Below are 17693 nucleotides of genomic sequence, written 5' to 3' on the forward strand. Positions count from 1 at the left end.
CCGTGATCGATCGTGGCTAGTTGTTGGGCGCCGGTGCGGGTGCGGTCTGCTCCTTGGGCACGTGGTCGAAGCTGAGCACGCGGAACTCGGTGCGGCGGTTCATCTGGTGGGCGGCCTCCTGCTCCTCCTTGGTCTTCATCTTCGCGATCTCGGCATCGCTGATGCGGAGCTTGGTCTCACCATAGCCCACAGCTTGCATCCGGGCCGGGTCGATGCCCTTGCTGACGAGGTAGTTCACGCAGCTCTTGGCGCGGTTCTCCGAGAGCACCTGGTTGCGTTTATCGCTATCGCGCGAGTCGGTGTGGGCGGCGAGCTCGATCACGATGGTGGGGTTCTCCGTGAGGGTGGCATAGAGGAACTCCAGGGAGTCCTTGCCGGCCTGGGTGAGGGCGAAGCTGCCCAGCTCGTACTGCACCTCGGGCATCTTGATCACCACGTCCTTGCGGGCGGGCTGCAGGAAGTACTCCTTCACGAAGGTGGTGCTCTCATCCAGGCCCACGGTGGTGATCTGGTCGTTCACCACCAGGTACTCGTCCTTGCTGACGCGGATGGTGTAGGTGGTGTTCTCCTTGATGAAGCGGTCGCGGCCGTTCTCGGCGAAGGTGAAGCCGCCGTTGTCATCGGCCAGGGCGTTGTAGCTGGTGCCGTCGGTGCCCACCACCTCGATCTTGGCGCCGGGCAGCGGCGTGCTGGTCTCCTTGTCGTACACCGTGCCCTGGAGGGCGAAGACCAGGTCGGGCATGTAGAAGCGCCAGATGTCGTCCTGGCCTTTGCCACCGGGGCGGTTGCTGGTGAAGTAACCCCGCTCCTCCTCACCGTCGAAGATGATCCCGAAGTCGTCCGCGGGACTGTTGATGGGATACTTCACGTTCTCCACCTGGCCCCAGGTGTTGTCGCCGGTCTTCTCGGCGCGAAAGATGTCCATGCCGCCCATGCCCGGGTGGCCGTCGCTGCTGAAATAGAGGCTGCCGTCCTGGCGATCGAAGGGGAACATCTCGTCCTTCTTCGTGTTGATCTCGCCGCCCAGGTTGGTGGGGGCGCCCACGGGCTTGCCGTCCTTGTCCAGCTTCACCATCCAGATGTCCTTGCCGCCTTTGCCGCCCTTCATGTTGCTGCTGAAGAAGAGGGTCTGGTCGTCGGGGGACAGGGCGGGATGGCCGATGGTGACCACGGAGGTGTCCTGCTTGCTCTCCTTGCCCGTGGCCGCAGGCGCCAGCGCGAGCAGTTCGGGCTCGCTGTAGTTGCTGCCCACCTTCTTGGTCATCCAGATCTCGCAGCCGTGCACCTTGTTCTTCTCGAAGGCGCAGCGGGTGAAGTACATGATGGTGCGCTTGGCGTTGAAGGTCGGCGCGCCTTCATTGCCTTCGGTGTTGATGCTGGGGGGCAGCTTCACCGGCTCGCTCCACTTGCCGAGCTTGTCGCGGCTGCTGGCGAAGAGGTCGCTGAAGGCCTCGCCGATGATCTGGTCGGTGTTGGTGCCGGTGCTGGCGGCGCGGGTGCTGGTGAACACCACGTCCTCGTTCTTCTTGTCGCTGAAACCGGGGGTGAAGTCGTACTGCTGGGAGTTGAGCAGCACCTCGGGGTCCACGCTGTAGCGGCTGGGATTGTCCTTCCACTGCTGGGCCACCTGGCAGGCGTTGATGCCGGCGTCGGCGCGGGTGTCGCCGGGGTTCTTCTCCTTGTACTTGTTGTAGGCGGCGATGGCCTCGGCGTACTTGCCCTGCTCCTTCAGGGCCTCACCCAGGTGGAAGTAGGTGATGGGGTCGGAGTACTGGGCCTTGTTGGCCTTCTCGTACCACACGGCGGCCTGCTGGGCATCGCCGAGCACGCGATAGCACTCGCCCACCTTGAAGATGAGGGCGGCCTTGTCGCTGGCCTTCTTCTCGGTGGTGTAGGCCTTCTTGTAGAGCTCGATGGCGTTGAAGTAGTAGCCCTTGTTGAAGGCTGCATCCGCTTCCTCGGCGAGCTTGGTCTGGCCCATCGCCACGGTGGAGAACAGCAGGCCGGCGCTGAGGCAGGCCAGGTACAGGCGTGTACGCATCGGATCGTGCAGGATAAGTCCGGTTGGTTCCGGGCGAAAGTAAGCAAATGTTGGCACCTCCGCCTTGGATACCCAAGGCTGCCGGGTACAGCGCAGCGGCCCCGGTATACGGGTGGCTCAACGGGTGAAGAGCAGCTCGCGCAGCTTTGGCAGTGGCCAGATCTCGTCGTCCACCAGCAGCTCCAGCTTGTCGCTGTGGTAGCGGATCTGGTCCAGGAAGGGCTTCACCTTGTCGCAGTAGGCGATGGCCTTCTCCCGGGCGTCCTCGATGGTGTTGGCCTTCTTCCGAGCCTCGATCATCTGGCCGACCAGCGCGAAGATCCTGCCGATGTGCTCGCTGATCTCCTCGATGAGGGCGACCTGGGGGGCAGATGCCTTTTTCGCCTTTTCGGTACCGAGCACCTCGCGCAACCCTTTCACGTTGTCGATCAGACGGTTCTGGTAGGAGATGGCGGTGGGCACGATGTGGTTCTTGGCCAGGTCGCCGGCCACGCGGCTCTCGATCTGCACTTTCAGCATGTAGCTGTGCAGCTCGATCTCATGGCGGGCATCGAGCTCCACCTCGCTGAGCACCCCCATGTCGGCGAAGAGCTTCTTGGTCTCCTTGCGACCCCATACGTCCAGCGCGCGTGGTGTGTCAGGGATGTTGCTCAAGCCACGCTTCTTCGCCTCTACCTTCCACTCGTCGCTGTAGCCGTTGCCCTCGAAGCGGATGCGTTTACTGGCTACGATCAGGTCGCGGAGCGCGCGTAGGATGGCCTCATCGCGCTTCACATCCTTCTCCACCATGGCGTCCACGCTCTTGCGGAAGGCCACAAGCTGCTGGGCCACGATGGTGTTGAGCACGGTCATGGCCCCGGCGCAGTTGGCGCTGCTGCCCACGGCGCGGAACTCGAATTTGTTGCCGGTGAAGGCGAAGGGGCTGGTGCGGTTGCGATCGGTGTTGTCGAGCATCACCGGCGGGATGCGGCCGATGTCGAGCTTGAGCTCGGTCTTCAGGGCCGGGCTCATGGTGCTCTTCACGTTCTTCTCCAGTTCGTCCAGCAGCTTGCTCAGATGCTCGCCGATGAAGGCGCTGATGATGGCCGGCGGCGCCTCGTTGGCACCAAGGCGATGGTCGTTGCTGGCACTGGCGATGCTGGCACGCAGCACATCGGCATGGGTGTCGATGGCCGCGATGGTGTTGACGAAGAAGGTCAGGAACAACATGTTCTCCTTCGGGGTCTTCGCTGGGCGGAGGAGGTTCCTGCCCGTGTTGGTGGCCAGGCTCCAGTTGTTGTGCTTGCCGCTGCCGTTCACCCCTGCGTAGGGCTTCTCATGGAAAAGCACGCGGAAGCGGTGCTTGCGCGCGGTCTTCTCCATCACGTCCATCAGCAGCATGTTGTGGTCCACGGCGAGATTGAGTTCCTCGAACACCGGGGCGCACTCGAACTGGTTGGGGGCCACCTCGTTGTGGCGGGTCTTCACCGGGATGCCCAGCTTCAGGGACTCGGTCTCGAAATCGCGCATGAAGGCTTGGGCGCGCTCAGGGATGCTGCCGAAGTAGTGATCCTCCAGCTGTTGGCCCTTGGCTGGACTGTGGCCGAAAAGGGCGCGGCCGGTCATCATGATGTCCGGACGGGCGTAGTAGTGGGCCTCGTCGATCAGGAAGTACTCCTGCTCCCATCCCAGGGTACAGGTCACCTTGGTGACGTCCTTGTCGAACCACTGACAGATGGGTGTGGCGGCCTCGTCCACGGCCTTGATGGCGCGGAGCAGCGGCATCTTGTGGTCCAGCGCCTCGCCGGTGTAGCTGATGAAGATGCTGGGGATGCAGAGCGTGCGGCCGATGAGGAAGGCGGGGCTGCCGGGGTCCCAGGCGCTGTAGCCGCGGGCCTCGAAGGTGTTGCGGATGCCCCCGCTGGGGAAACTGCTGGCGTCGGGCTCCTGCTGCACGAGCATGCTGCCGTCGAAGCGCTCGATGCTGCGGCCGTTGCCGATGGGCTCGAAGAAGGCGTCGTGCTTCTCGGCGCTGGTGCCCGTGAGGGGCTGGAACCAGTGGGTGTAATGCGTAGCCCCTTTGCTGGCGGCCCACTCCTTCATGCCGCTGGCCACCTGGTCCGCCAGCTTCCTGTCAATGCGGTTGCCATGGGTCATGGCCTGTCGTACTGCGAAGTAGGCCTCCTCGGTGAGGAACATGCGCATGGCCTCCTCGCCGAAGACGTTGGCGCCGAAGTACTCGCTGATGCGCATGCTGGGGGGGTCCACCGGGCGGGGCTCCCGGTTCAGCACATCCTCCTGGGCCTTCGAACGCAAATGGGGGGTGGACATCGAAAAGAGGGGTGTTTCAGGCGGCGAAGGTATTTCAAGGAGGGGGTACTGCTCAAGAATGAACCTATTATCTTACGAACATCCTGTTCATCAGGGAGGGGGTACACCGAAAAAATCCACAGAAGTCCAGGTGAAAGCACCCCACCCCTCCCCGCCGACCGGCTGGAGGCACGGGGCTCATCACGGGCGCATCAATGGCCTGTGGAGGGCGCGGCAGGCGGCTCTACCGCAGGCGGCGGCGGCACCGCAGGCTCCTGCGGGGTGCTCCCCTCGGCGGGCCGGGCCTCGAAGGCCCGCTGCTGGGTCTCTACCTCGCGCCGCACCTCGTTGGCGCCCTTGCGGATCTCGCGCTGCACATCGTCGGTGGCGTCGCGCAGCTGACGCATGGTGCGGCCTGCGGTGCGGGCGATGTCGGGGATGCCCTTGGCGCCGAAGAACAACAGCACGAAGAGCAGGATGACGATCAGCTCGCCGCCGCTGACATCGAAGAAGAGGAGCACGCCCATGGACCCGTCAAAAGTAGGAAGGTCCCGCAGCGAGGCTGCGGGACCTTCCGGGATCATGGTGCCGATCAGGCGGCCACGGGGGTGGCGGCCGTGCGGCGTTCCTTCAACAGGTCCACGGTGGCGGCGCTCGCGATGAAGATGGAGCTGTACGTACCCACCAGGATGCCCATGAACAACCCGAACACGAAGCCCTTGATGGACAGGCCCCCGAGCAGGAAGATCACCAGCAGCACCAACAGGGTGGTGGCCGCCGTGTTCAAGGTCCGGCCCAGGGTGGAGTTGATGGCGCGGTTGAAGACCACGATGTTGCTGTCCCGCTTGTGCTCGCGCAGGTATTCGCGGATGCGGTCGAACACGATCACCGTGTCGTTGATCGAGTAACCGATCACGGTGAGGATGACCGCGATGAAGGCCTCGTCGATCTCCAGGCTGAAGGGCACGATGCCGTTGAGCAACGAATAGAGACCGAGGACGAAGAGGGCATCGTGGGCCAGGGCGAGCAGGCCCCCGAGGCCGTACTGCCAGCTGTTGAAGCGGATCCAGATGTAGACGAAGATGGCCAGCAGGGCAAGGGTCACGCTCCAGAACGCGGAGGTCTTGATGTCGTCGCTGATGGTGGGGTCCACCTTGCGGCTCTCGGTGACCTCATAGGCGTTGTTGAGCCCACCCAGCCCGGTGCGCAGGCGTTCCTCCACCTGGGCGTCGGCCTCCAGGCCGGTGCTGTTCACCAGGTAGTTGGTGACCACCTTCACCTGGCTGGCCCCACCATAGGACTTGACGTTGACCGTGCTCTGTGCACCGTCGGCATTGAAGCTGCGCTCCAGGCTGCCGCGCACCTGTTCCACGTCCACGGCCTGCTCGAACTTCACCACATAGGTGCGGCCGCCGCTGAAGTCGACCCCGAGGTTGAACCCGCGGGTGACCATGCTGAAGACGCCCACGCCGATGATGACGGCCGAGATGAGGTAGAACACCCGGCGCTTGCTCATCCAGTCCACTTTCACATCCACCAGGATGTTGCGGCTCCAATTGTTCCAGAAGCTGATCGTGCGGCCCTGCTCCAGACGCCAGGTCATGATCATGCGGGACAGGAAGAGGGCGGTGAACAGGGAGGTGAGGATGCCCAGGCCGAGGGTGGTGGCGAAGCCGCGGATGGGGCCGCTGCCGAACAGGTACAGGATCACCGCGGTGAGGAAGGTGGTGACGTTGGAGTCGATGATGGCCGAGAGGGCGCCCTTGTAGCCCAGGTCGACGGCGCTCTTGAGCATCTTGCCGTGGCGCAGTTCCTCACGCACCCGTTCGAAGATCAGCACGTTGGCGTCCACGGCCATGCCCATGGTGAGCACGATGCCGGCGATGCCGGGCAGGGTCAGCGAGGCCTGCAGGCTGGCCAGTGATCCGATGAGCACGAAGAGGTTCACCGCCAGGGCGATGTCGGCGATGAGGCCCGCGCTGGCGTAGTAGAGCCACATGTACAGCATCACCATCACCAGGGCGATGGCGAAGCTGAGCATGCCCTTGTTCACGTTGTCCTTGCCGAGGGAGGGACCCACGACGGTCTCGTCGATGATGCGGGCCGGGGCGGGCAGGGCGCCGGCCTTCAGGATGTTGGCCAGGTCGTCGGCCTCCTGGATCTGCTGGTTGAGGTCGCCCGAGCCCATGCTGATGCTGCTGCGACCGCCGGCGATCTCGCTGATGACGGTGGGCGCGCTGTACACCAGCTCGTCCAGCACGATGGCGATGGACTTGCCCACGTTATCACCGGTCATCACCTTCCAGGTCTGGGCACCCTCGGCGTCCATCTGCATCATCACCTCCACATCGCCCTTCATATCGAAGTCCTGGGCGGCGTTCACGATGGAAGAGCCGTCCAGCTTGGGCTTGCCACCGCGCGGCACGCGCAGGGCATACAGGGTGAGCACGTCGGTGCCTTCGATGGGCTTGGCGCCCCATGCGAAGCGCAGATCGGCCGGGAACACGCCCGCCAGGGACGTTCCGCGCAGCGTGGCGTTCACTGAGGCGGTGTCGAGCGCGCGGGCGTTGCCCACGGCGGCGCCCTTGGAGAGCTGGTAACCACCGGCCTGGGTGCCGAACACGCTGGGGGTAAGGATGGCGAAGAGCGGGTTCTCCTTCTGGAATTCGGCACGGCCACCAGCGGTGTCCACCGCGGCGGAGTCGCTATCGGCGCTCAGGGCCTGCAGCAGGTCCTCCCCGCTGTCGCTGTCCGCAGCGCTGCTGTCCGCGGCGGCCACAGCACCGGTCTCCAGCACGCGGAGGGCCATGCGGCGGTTCTTGGCGCGGCCCTCCTCGGTGGCATTGCTGGCCACGGGGTGTTGGGAACCATAGCCCTCGGCCTCCAGGCGGCCGTTGGCCACGCCCTTCTTCTCCAGGTCGGCCACCACGGCCTCGGCGCGCTGCTGGCTGAGCTTCTGGTTGGCCGCGGCGTTGCCGGTGCTGTCGGTGTAGCCGCCGATCTTCAAGCGGACATCCGGGTAGGCCTTCAGGATCTCCGCCAGGTTGTTCAACTGGGCATCACTGCTGTCGGCAAGCAGTTCCGCACTGCCACTGCGGAACACCACGCGGTCGAAGTTGAACCAGGTGGTCTTGTCCACGGGACGGCCGCTCTCGAGGAAGCCGAGCAGGCCGCTTTCCACCCCGCCGGCCAGGCCGTCGATGCTGACCCCGGTGGACAGGGCCTTGTTGTAGGCGCCATCCGTTTCGGCAGCGGTGGAGGCGCCCCCCTTGGCATCGCGCAGGCGCTTGTTGGCCGCCTCCAACAGGGGATACACTTCAGTGTTGTCGTAGGTCTCCCAAAACTCCAGGTTGGCGGTGCTCTGCAGCACCTTGCGCACGCGCTCCTTATCCTTCACGCCGGGCAGTTCCACCTGGATGCGGCCGCTGAACTGCTGCTTCTGGATGCCCGGCTGGGCCACCCCGAACTTGTCGATGCGGTTGCGGAGGATGTTCTCCGTGTTGTTGATGGCGGTGCGGGCCTCGCGGCGCAGGGCCTCCACGATCTCGTCGTTGGAGGCTTCGCGGGGGAACATGTCCTTCTTGTCGGCAGAATGGAACACGGCGGCCATCTTGGCGTTGGGGGCCTGCTTGTTCCATTCGTCGGCGAACAGGGTGATGAAGTCCTCGGTGCTGCTGCTCTGGCGGGCGCGGGCGGCGGTCATCACCGCCTGGAAGGTGGCGTCGTTGCTGTTCTCGCTGAGGTTGGCCACCAGTTCGGGGATGCTCACCTCGAGCGTAACGGCCATGCCGCCCTTGAGGTCGAGGCCCAGGTTGATCTCCTTCTCCTTGCACTCGCGGTAGCTGTAGCCGAACACCGGGTAGATCCTCTCCTCGGCCCGGTCGCGGAGCACGCGGTTCTCCATGGCGATCATCAGCGAGTCGCGGTCGGCCATGGCGTTGCCGGGCACGGCCATCACCGAATCGGCCAGGTAGGCGGCCTGCTCGCGGGCCTCACGTTCCACCCGAGAGGTGAAGAGGGAGAAGGAAAGCTGCCACAGGCACGCGAGCGCCAGCAGGATGGTGAAGATCCACAACGCGCCTCTGTTCTGCATATCCGACGGGGTGTTTCGGGGGATGGGGACCGCGCCAGGATGCGGCACGGCCTTTCAATGGGGCGGCAAATATAGAAAGGGCCTCGAAGCGCCGGACCGCTTGGCCGGCACCTAGCTTTGTCCGGTCCCGGCGGGCAACGGAGCGCCTCCATCCCTCGTCCGGACGTTACCTCCCATGCGTTCCAAGCTCCTCCCCTACGCCGCCGGTCTCCTGCTGATCGGCGTGCCGGCCCACGGCCAGTTCGTACTTCGCCACGATGGCAGCCTGCCGGTAACGCGCAACGGCGCTGCTGTGCCGATGGCCTGGGCCGGAGGGCTCAACTGGTGCCAGGTGTCACAGGCCGACCTGGACCTCGACGGCACCAACGACATCTTCATCTTCGACCGGGCGGGTGATGAGGTGGTGGTGCTGCTGCACGACGGTGTGCCGGGAAGCACGAACTACACCTACGATCCGGTGCTGAGCAGCACCTGGCCCTTCAACGAACTGGACAGCTGGGCCCTGCTGCGCGACTACAACTGCGACGGTAAAAAGGACCTCTTCGGCTATGTGCAGGGCCAGGGCGGCTTCGCCGTGTACAAGAACGTGAGCGACGGCAACGGGCTTGAGTTCGAACTGGCCTTCAGCCTGGTGGGCAGCAACTACGTACCCACCTGGAGCCCGAACCTGTACGTGACCCAGGTGGATGTGCCCGCCATCGACGACATCGACGCGGACGGCGACCTGGACGTGCTCACCTTCAGCATCTTCGGCGCGTACGTGGAGTACCACAAGAACCTGAGCATGGAGCTGTACGGCACCTGCGACAGCCTGGTGTACGAGGTGCGGAACCGGTGCTGGGGCTACTTCAGCGAGAACGTGAACAACAACTCCACCCAGCTGAACCACCCGTGCGGATTCAACGTGCCGGATCCGGAGTTCCCGCTGGAGCCGGGCGTGATCGCCGATGCGGTGGAGGCCCTGCACCAGCGTGGTCACGAGGCGACACGCACCCAGGGCGAAGAAGTAGTGGACGGTCGTTCCGCCGCACACGTGGGCAGCACCTTGCTGACCCTCGACCTCGATGGCGACACCGTGAAAGAGCTGATCCTCGGCGACATCTCCTTCAACACGTTGAACGCCCTGTTCAACGGGGGCAGCTTGAACGATGCCCTGATGGTGGCGCAGGACAGCACCTACCCGGTCCAGGATGTGCCGGCTTCCCTGCCGGTGTTCCCCGGGGCCTACCACGTGGACGTGAACCACGACGGCAAGCGTGACCTGGTGGTGAGCCCCAACGCCACGAGCCTCGCGCACAACTTCCTAAGCGTGTGGTACTACCTGAACACGGGCACCGATGCGGTGCCGGTGTTCGATCAGACCAGCACCACGCTGTGGCAGGGCGACATGCTGGACTTCGGGGAAGGCGCCTACCCGGTGCCTTTCGACCACAACGGCGACGGCCTGATGGACCTGATCGTGGCCAACTACGGCTACTACAACCCGGGGGGCGACTACCCCGGCAAGCTGGCGCTGCTGGAGAACACGGGCACGGCCACGGCGCCGGCGTTCACCCTGGTGACGGACGACTACATGAGCTTGAGCACGAGCGGCATCGGCGCCGCCATGTACCCGGCCTTTGGCGATGTGGACGGCGACGGGGACCAGGACCTGATCATCGGCGACCTCCAGGGGCGCATGCACCTCTTCCGCAACACCGCCACGGGCCCGGTGGCCGCCTTCAGCCTGGAAACGCCCAACATCACGGACGGCAACGGGGCCGTCATGGACGTGGGCCAGTTCGCGACGCCACAGCTGGTGAAGGTGGACAACGACCCCCTGCTCGACCTGATCGTCGGGGAGCGCAACGGCAACATCAACTACTTCCGCAACACAGGCACGACCGCCGCGCCCATCTGGACCCCGGCAGCGGACACGCTGGGCGGTGTGGTGGTGAACGAATGGTGGAACGTGACGGGCTACAGCGTGCCGTGGATGTACCTCAACAGCGATGGCGAGCGTGAACTGGTGGTGGGCTCCGAGTCAGGCTGGTTCCACCAGTTCAAGAACATCGATGGCAACCTCAATGGGGTGTTCACCTTGATGGACAGCACCTTCCAGGAGATCCGCGAGGGCATGCGCAGCAGCATGACCCTGGTGGACATCAACGGCGACGGGCACCTGGACGCGTTCACCGGCAACTACCGCGGTGGCATCGGCTACTGGCGAAACGACGTGGGTGTGGGCATCGATGGTCCGTGGTCCGGTGCCACGACCGCTCTGACCCTGCGGCCCAACCCGGCCGGCGACCGCGTGGACCTCTTGCTCGGCGACGGCTTCAGGAGCGGCATGACCTACCGCGTGGTGGGCCCCACCGGCCAACTGGTGCTGAGCGGCCGGGTGGAGCAAGCCCGGCAGGGCGTGGACATCAGCAGGCTGAGCCCGGGCGCCTACGCGGTGTGGGTGGAGGGCGGTTCCGGCATGCAGCACGGCCGATTGATGGTGGTGCGCTAGCGCGCCGCCTGCCCGGGAAAAGGAGCGCCCGCCTTCCCGCCATGAGGCGTGGAGGCGGGCGCTCCTCGCTGAGGTCAGGACCGGTTCAGGCCGGCACGTTGTTCATCTTGTCAAACACATCCATCACCTCCTTCACGGCCTTGGCGCTGGCGTTGCAGAGCTCCTGCTCGTCCTTGGTGAGCTTCAGCTCGATGATGCGTTCGATGCCCTTGCGGCCGAGCACCACGGGCACGCCCATGTACACGTCCTTCAGGCCGTACTCGCCAGTGAGCCAGGCGCACACGGGGAACACCCGCTTCTGGTCGCGCACGATGGCCTCCACCATCTGGGCGGCGGCCGTACCGGGGGCATACCAGGCACTGGTGCCGAGCAGGTTCACGATCTCGCCGCCACCCTTCTTGGTGCGATCCACGATGGCGTTGAGCTTATCCTCGGCGATGAGCTCGGTGACGGGGATGCCACCCACGGTGGTGTAACGCGGCAGGGGCACCATGGTGTCGCCGTGTCCGCCCATCAGCACCGCCTGGATGTCCTTGGGGCTCACGTTCAGCTCGGTGGCCAGGAAGGCGCGGTAGCGGGCCGTGTCCAGGATGCCGGCCATGCCGAACACGCGTTGGGCGGGGAACTTGCTGGTGAGGAAGGCGCAATAGGTCATCACATCGAGCGGGTTGCTCACCACGATGATGATGGCGTTGGGGCTGTGCTTCACCACCTGTTCGGTGACGCTCTTGACGATGTTGGCGTTGGTGGCGATGAGGTCATCGCGGCTCATGCCCGGCTTGCGGGGCAGGCCGCTCGTGATCACCACCACGTCGCTGTCCGCGGTCTTGCCATAGTCGTTGGTGCTGCCGGTGATGCGGCTGTCGAACAGGCTGATGGGCGCGGTCTGCCAGAGGTCGAGTGCTTTGCCTTCGGCGAACCCTTCCTTGATGTCGAGCAGCACCACTTCATTGGCGAGCTCCCAACGGGCACAGGCGTCGGCGCACGTGGCGCCCACGTTGCCCGCCCCCACGACGGTGATCTTCATGTGATGACGGTTTGGTCGGTTAAGGTGATTGCCCGGTCGGGCCGGAGCGGGGGCGAAATTAACCGAGCGGGACGGGAGCGGGCTGAGGGAGCTCATTCCACGGCCGCGAACCGCGGCCCGGCCGGGAAAAGTGACGAACTGGACACGGTCCAGGCATCCTTTTCGAGGCGGTTGCGTCTGCACCTTGTAGATGGCTACCTTGGCGACCACCCAGCGAGCCTCCATGCCTCCCGGCCTGGCAACCGACCCGATCGAGCATCGTCTGCCATCCGTGCAGCACGTGGAAGGAGGGCTTGAGCCCGGCTTCGAGCCCATCATCGATGGGTGCATCGCGGGCGAACATCGCAGCCAGCAGCGGGTCTACGAGCTGTTCTACGGGAAGATGCTGGCCGTGTGTCTGCGCTACACCAAGAACACCGACCAGGCCAAGGACATCCTGCAGGACGGCTTCATCAAGGTGTTCCGCAGCATGGACCGCTTCAACCGGAGCGGCAGTTTCGAGGGCTGGATCCGCCGGATCATGGTGAACACCGCCATCGACCACTTCCGACGCACCAAGAACGCCTATCTGCTGCTGGGCGAGGAGCGCAGCATCGAGGATTTCGGCGATCAGGACGAGGAGGATGTGCTGGAGGACAGCAGTGGTGAGGAGGAGATGGACCTGAAGCCAGCGGATGTGATCAATGCCATGCAGAAGCTGACACCGGCCTACCGGACGGTGTTCAACCTGTACGTGTTCGAGGAGATGACCCACAAGGAGATCGCCGACCTGCTCGGGATCAACGTGGGCACGTCCAAGAGCAACCTGGCGAAAGCGAAGAACAACCTGAAAAAGATGCTCAGGAAGGAGCGCAAGCTGCTTTGAGCACGGAGAAACGGACATGAACAAGAACACGTTGGACCCATTCGAGAGGCGGCTGAAGGACTCCTTGGAGGAGTTCGAGGTCCCCTACAACTCGGCCGACTGGGCACAGTTGCAGCGGGCGATGGCCGGTAGCTCCGGACGTGCGCGGTGGAGCAAGGGAGGTCTGCTGGCGCTGCTGCTGGCCGGTGGCATGGCCGCTGGTGGTGTGTACTGGTCGTTCAGCGACGAGGTGGTCGCGGACACGGTCCAGCGCCCGTCCGGCGCGGTCGCCACCGAGGCTGCCCCCGGATCATCGACACCCCTGCCGGGCAGGCAGGCTCGGAGGTCCCTCCGGCACAGGTCGATCAGGCGATCACCGTGGAGTCCGCCGGGCCCACCACCGGTCCGCGCGCTTCGACATCGACGAGCGCTCCGATCGAGCGCACCTCCTTGTCCTCCACGGCCGTGGCGGCCGTGGCCGAGGTGGTGGCACCCAGCTCCCCCACCGCCAAGGATGACGGCACCATGGCCTTCAGCGCCAGTGTGGCCGAGGGCTGTCCGGGCACGGCCATTCAGTTCACGGCCAACGGCACACCGGACGACGCCATCTACCTCTGGAACTTCGGCGATGGCAGCTTCAGCAATCAGGCCCGGCCGGACCACACCTTCGCCAAGTCGGGCAAGTTCGAGGTGATGCTGTCGGTCTCGAACCCCGGTGGCGGCACCATCCTGAGCAAGCCGAGCAGCGACCTGATCGTGATCCACGAGGCGCCGGAAGCATCGTTCAACGCGCAGAAGGTGGAGTACGACGGCCACATCCCCTCGGTGCACTTCGAGAACCGTTCGATCGGCGGTAAGCAGTACAGCTGGGACTTCGGCGATGGAAGCACATCGTCCGTGGCACATCCCGACCACATCTTCCTGAAGAAGGGGGTGTACTCCGTGAAGCTCACGGTGACCAACGAAAGCGGCTGCGTGGACACCAGGGAGCGCGAGATCCGTATCGAGCGCGACTACAATCTGGACGCACCGCTGAGTTTTTCGCCGAACAGCGACGGCAACGACGACCTGTTCATGCCCGAGGCGCTGCGCACCCTGGGAGTTCGGTTCAACCTGGTGATCCAGGACGCCGGCACCGGTCGCAAGGTGTATGAGACCACCGACGCCACCCGCCCCTGGACGGGCCGCGTGGACAACCGGAGCGAAGTATGCGCCGCCGGCGAGTACGTCTGGATGGCCACCATCAAGGAAGGCGCGCATCTCGGTGATGTGGTCTTCAATGGTAAGGTGAGCCTGGTACGCTGATCCGAACTACCGACCTGAAAGGCCCCGCCTCGGCGGGGTCTTTTTCTTGGAACCCAAGGCTGCACGGGCATGGGCCGGAAAGTGAGGTCGCAGCGTGCGATCTTTGGCGACGCGGGCACCGGACCAGCCTGCTCCTTCGTCATTTCCGCGGATGCCAACTCTTCGTCCTCCCCTGGATCGTGCCTTTCACTTGTTGCTCGCGCTGTGCGTTTCGCTGGTGGTCGGACTTCCCGAGGCACAAGCCCAGCCCGTGGTGCTGATGAACGATGGCGCGGACAGCCTTTGCAACGCATCGTTCTTTGACAGCGGCTACAACGGTGACTACGGCAACGGCGAATACAGCGTGCTGACCTTCTGCCCGGGGATCCTGGGAGCGTTCTCACAGGTGGCCTTTCTGCAGTTCCAACTGGGCCCGGGCGACCAGCTGAACGTGTATGACGGTCCGAACACGGGCTCGCCTTTGCTCGTCTCCGGCACCGGCACCAGCCTTTCGGGGCTCGTGGTGGCAGCCACCGGGGCCAGCGGCTGCCTCACCTTCGAATTCACGTCGGACGGTGCCGGTGTGGACCTCGGCTGGGTGGCGCAGATCCTCTGCGACCAACCCTGCGACGAGCCCACGGCCGTGATCGCACCGCTGGTCGCCGATCCGTTGAAGATCTGCCCGGGGGATGCCGTGACCTTCGATGCCGCCGGCTCCTTCGCGGCACCGGGCCGGTTCCTCACCACCTACCTCTGGGAGTTCGGCGATGGGACCACCGGCAGTTCGGCGCAGGAGGTGCATGTGTTTCCCGCCCCGGGAGAGTACACGGTGACCCTGACGGTGACCGACGATATCGGTTGCGTGAGCGTGAACTACGAGGACGTCAGGATCCGCGTGGGCACGGTGCCCGACCTTGATGTGAGCCTCAACCCGGCCACCATCTGCGACGGGGAGACCGCTACCTTGGTGGGAGCGGCACAAGGCACGGTATGGACGAACGTGCCGCAGCCCTTTGTGGATGGGCTCACGGTGCTTCCGGACGGAAGTGGCGTATCCTATTCGGCCGGGGTGAACATCAGCGGCTTTCCGACCGGAACGCAGATCACGACCGGCACGGACATCACCCAAGTGTGCCTGGTGATGGAACATTCCTATATCGGCGACCTGTCCGTGACGCTGACCTGCCCCAACGGGACGCAGGTCACGCTGTTCGACGAGTACAACCTGGGGATGGGCCCTGGGAACACCTTTCTGGGCGACCCGATCGATCCGGGTACGGGCACCCCGGGCAACGGTTGGCAGTATTGCTTCAGTACCGCAGGCGTTTTCGGCCCGTTCTCGATCGAGAACGCCGCAGGCAACTACACGCTCTCGACCATCAACCCGGGCAACAGCATGACCCCGGGCAGCTACACCTCGGAGGACCCCTTCACCGACTTCGTGGGCTGCGACCTGAACGGCACCTGGACCTTGACCATCACGGACAATCTGCTGGCGGATGACGGGTTCATCTTCAGCTGGTGGATCGATGTGGACCCAACGCTGTACCCCGCGGTGGTGGATTTCACCCCGACCTACGGGGCCGGGTGCGACAGCACGTACTGGTCAGGGCCCGACATCGTGTGGAACGGTCCGGGATGTGATTCCGTGCAGGTGGCTCCCGGCATTCCCGGCAGTTACGACTACGTGTACACGGTGACCGACGACCATGGCTGCACCTACGATACGACGTTGACGCTTGTGGTGACCCCCTCGCCCACCATTGACGCCACGGCCACCCTGAGCGCCTCGTGCAGTGATCCGGTGCAGCTGGATGTGGACCTGTTGCCTCCGTTGGCACCTGGCGTGCTGGTCTACCAATGGTCGCCGCCGGCAGGTCTCACCAACCCCAATATCCGCGACCCCCTGGCCGCCCCAGCGGTGCCCACTTGGTATGTGGTGAACGTCTTCATCAACGGCCATCCGCTGTGCGCTGCCATCGACAGCGTTCTGGTGAACCCGATCACGGTGCTGCAGAACGACAGCGTGGTGACCGATGCGGTGTGCAACGGTGATGCCGGCACGATCCAGGTGATCACCTTGGGCACCGGTGGTCCATGGGACTACACCTGGACGGATGCGGCGAACAACACCGTGCTGTCCATCCTGGGTGCGAACGGAAGCAGCTTCAACGGACCGGCCGGCACCTACACGGTGGTGATCGCCGAAGGCGCCAACGGCAACGGCTGCAGCGATACGCTCACTGCCACCATCGCCGAGCCACCACCGGTGACGATCGCGCTGATCGGCAACGACACCACCATCTGCAGGACCGGCACGGCGGTGCTGAACGCGGTGGCGGGAGGAGGGTCCGGTGGCGTGCAGCAGGTCTGGACGAACGGTCCGGTCGGCAATGGACCACACTTGGTGAGCCCGGCCACGAACACCACCTACGCGGTGCACGCCGTGGATGGCAGCGGGTGCAGTTCGGACACCTTGGAGGTGACCGTGAGCCTGCTGCCCTTCCTCAATTTCAGCCTTCCCGACACGGTGGTCACCTGTCCGGAGGTGCCTGTGGGCCTGGCGGCAGCGGGTGTGCTGGGCGGCGATGGGGCCTACACCTACGACTGGGGCAACGGCCCCGGTCCGCTTCCCACCGACACCGTGATCCTCACCACCTCGCAGACCATCTGCATGACCTTGCGCGATGGGTGCGAGACCCCGGCGCTGACCCGGTGCACGGTGGTGGAGGTGACCCCGATCCCACCACTGGTGCTCTATGCGGACAGCACCCTGGGCTGCGAGCCGTTCGCCGTGTGGTTCACCGTGGAGGACACCACGGGTGCTGCACAGGTCGAGTGGGACTTCGGCGATGGGGTCACGGTGGACGGACCACCTGAGGTAGGCCATGCGTACGGCGACCCCGGAGGGTTCGACGTGACGGCGATCGTGACCTGGCCGAACGGCTGCACGGACACCACGACGATCGTGGACATGATCACCGTGCTGGCCCTGCCGCAGGCTTTGTTCAGTTGGACACCGCAGCCCCCCACGGTGCTGTGGCCCCATGTGCAGTTCCACGAGGAGAGCGCGGACAATGCGGTCACCTTCGATTGGGACTTCGGCGGGCTGGGGAGCTCCACGGAACCCGATCCGCTCTTCACCTTCCCCGATCAATTCGGCGGCAGCTACCCGGTGACGCTGGTGGTGACCAACATCCTGGGTTGCCCGGACAGCACTACGCGCTGGGTGGAGGTGCGCGACGAACTCTTGGTCTACGTGCCGAACACCTTCACACCCGACGGCGACGGACTGAACGAGACCTTCCGGGTGATCGGCAACGACATCGATCCCGATGATTTCGAGATGACCATCTTCGACCGCTGGGGTGCGGTGCTGTTCAGCACCACCGACCCCGCCGAGGCGTGGAACGGCACAGCCAAGAACGCCGGTGGACCGCTGGTGACCGGGGTGTATCCCTACCTGCTTCGGGTGCGCTCCCTGTACAGCACCGAGTCGCGCGAGTACCGCGGCTCGGTGAACCTGCTGAAATAAGTCCGGCGAACGATCCGCACCCTGCCGTTGGATCAACGGCACCGAGGCGGTGCCCCGGGTGTTCGTCGACGACATCGGCGGGCTCG

The 17693-nt window shown here is 64.7% G+C and carries 9 protein-coding genes; 4 read left to right on the plus strand and 5 right to left on the minus strand.

All coding sequences use genetic code 11. The features are described 5' to 3' along the window. Window positions 1-16: 16 nt before the first annotated feature. The 4 genes from IPJ87_09440 to secD all read right to left on the minus strand — a co-directional run bounded on the left by IPJ87_09440 (window position 17) and on the right by secD (window position 8423). Window positions 17-2041, minus strand: coding sequence for an OmpA family protein (locus IPJ87_09440; protein ID MBK7942079.1), 2025 nt, complete (start codon window positions 2039-2041; stop codon window positions 17-19). A 117-nt stretch (window positions 2042-2158) separates the two neighbouring features. Further along, window positions 2159-4351, minus strand: a complete 2193-nt coding sequence (locus IPJ87_09445; protein MBK7942080.1) for a glutamine synthetase III — start codon at window positions 4349-4351, stop codon at window positions 2159-2161. A gap of 191 nt (window positions 4352-4542) precedes the next feature. Further along, window positions 4543-4857, minus strand: a complete 315-nt coding sequence (locus tag IPJ87_09450; GenBank protein ID MBK7942081.1) for a twin-arginine translocase TatA/TatE family subunit — start codon at window positions 4855-4857, stop codon at window positions 4543-4545. Between the two features lie 65 nt (window positions 4858-4922). After that, complete coding sequence (secD, locus tag IPJ87_09455; GenBank protein MBK7942082.1) at window positions 4923-8423, minus strand: protein translocase subunit SecD; 3501 nt, start codon at window positions 8421-8423, stop codon at window positions 4923-4925. Window positions 8424-8598: 175 nt separating this feature from the next. Here secD and IPJ87_09460 point away from each other — a divergent pair, with 175 nt between their 5' ends. Beyond that, window positions 8599-10917 (plus strand): VCBS repeat-containing protein, encoded by a 2319-nt coding sequence (locus tag IPJ87_09460; protein ID MBK7942083.1) that lies wholly within the window; start codon window positions 8599-8601, stop codon window positions 10915-10917. Between the two features lie 85 nt (window positions 10918-11002). Here the strand turns inward: IPJ87_09460 and mdh are convergent, their stop codons facing one another. Next, window positions 11003-11944, minus strand: coding sequence for a malate dehydrogenase (gene mdh, locus IPJ87_09465; GenBank protein MBK7942084.1), 942 nt, complete (start codon window positions 11942-11944; stop codon window positions 11003-11005). Between the two features lie 223 nt (window positions 11945-12167). On the opposite strand from mdh, the gene IPJ87_09470 reads away from it, so the two are divergent. The 3 genes from IPJ87_09470 to IPJ87_09480 all read left to right on the plus strand — a co-directional run bounded on the left by IPJ87_09470 (window position 12168) and on the right by IPJ87_09480 (window position 17607). After that, window positions 12168-12809, plus strand: a complete 642-nt coding sequence (locus IPJ87_09470; protein MBK7942085.1) for a sigma-70 family RNA polymerase sigma factor — start codon at window positions 12168-12170, stop codon at window positions 12807-12809. 429 nt (window positions 12810-13238) lie between these two features. Then, on the plus strand, window positions 13239-14093 hold the full coding sequence (locus IPJ87_09475; GenBank protein ID MBK7942086.1) for a PKD domain-containing protein: 855 nt from the start codon (window positions 13239-13241) through the stop codon (window positions 14091-14093). A gap of 190 nt (window positions 14094-14283) precedes the next feature. After that, window positions 14284-17607 (plus strand): PKD domain-containing protein, encoded by a 3324-nt coding sequence (locus tag IPJ87_09480; protein MBK7942087.1) that lies wholly within the window; start codon window positions 14284-14286, stop codon window positions 17605-17607. Window positions 17608-17693: the final 86 nt, after the last annotated feature.

Source organism: Flavobacteriales bacterium (assembly GCA_016713875.1).
GTDB lineage: Bacteria > Bacteroidota > Bacteroidia > Flavobacteriales_F > PHOS-HE28 > PHOS-HE28.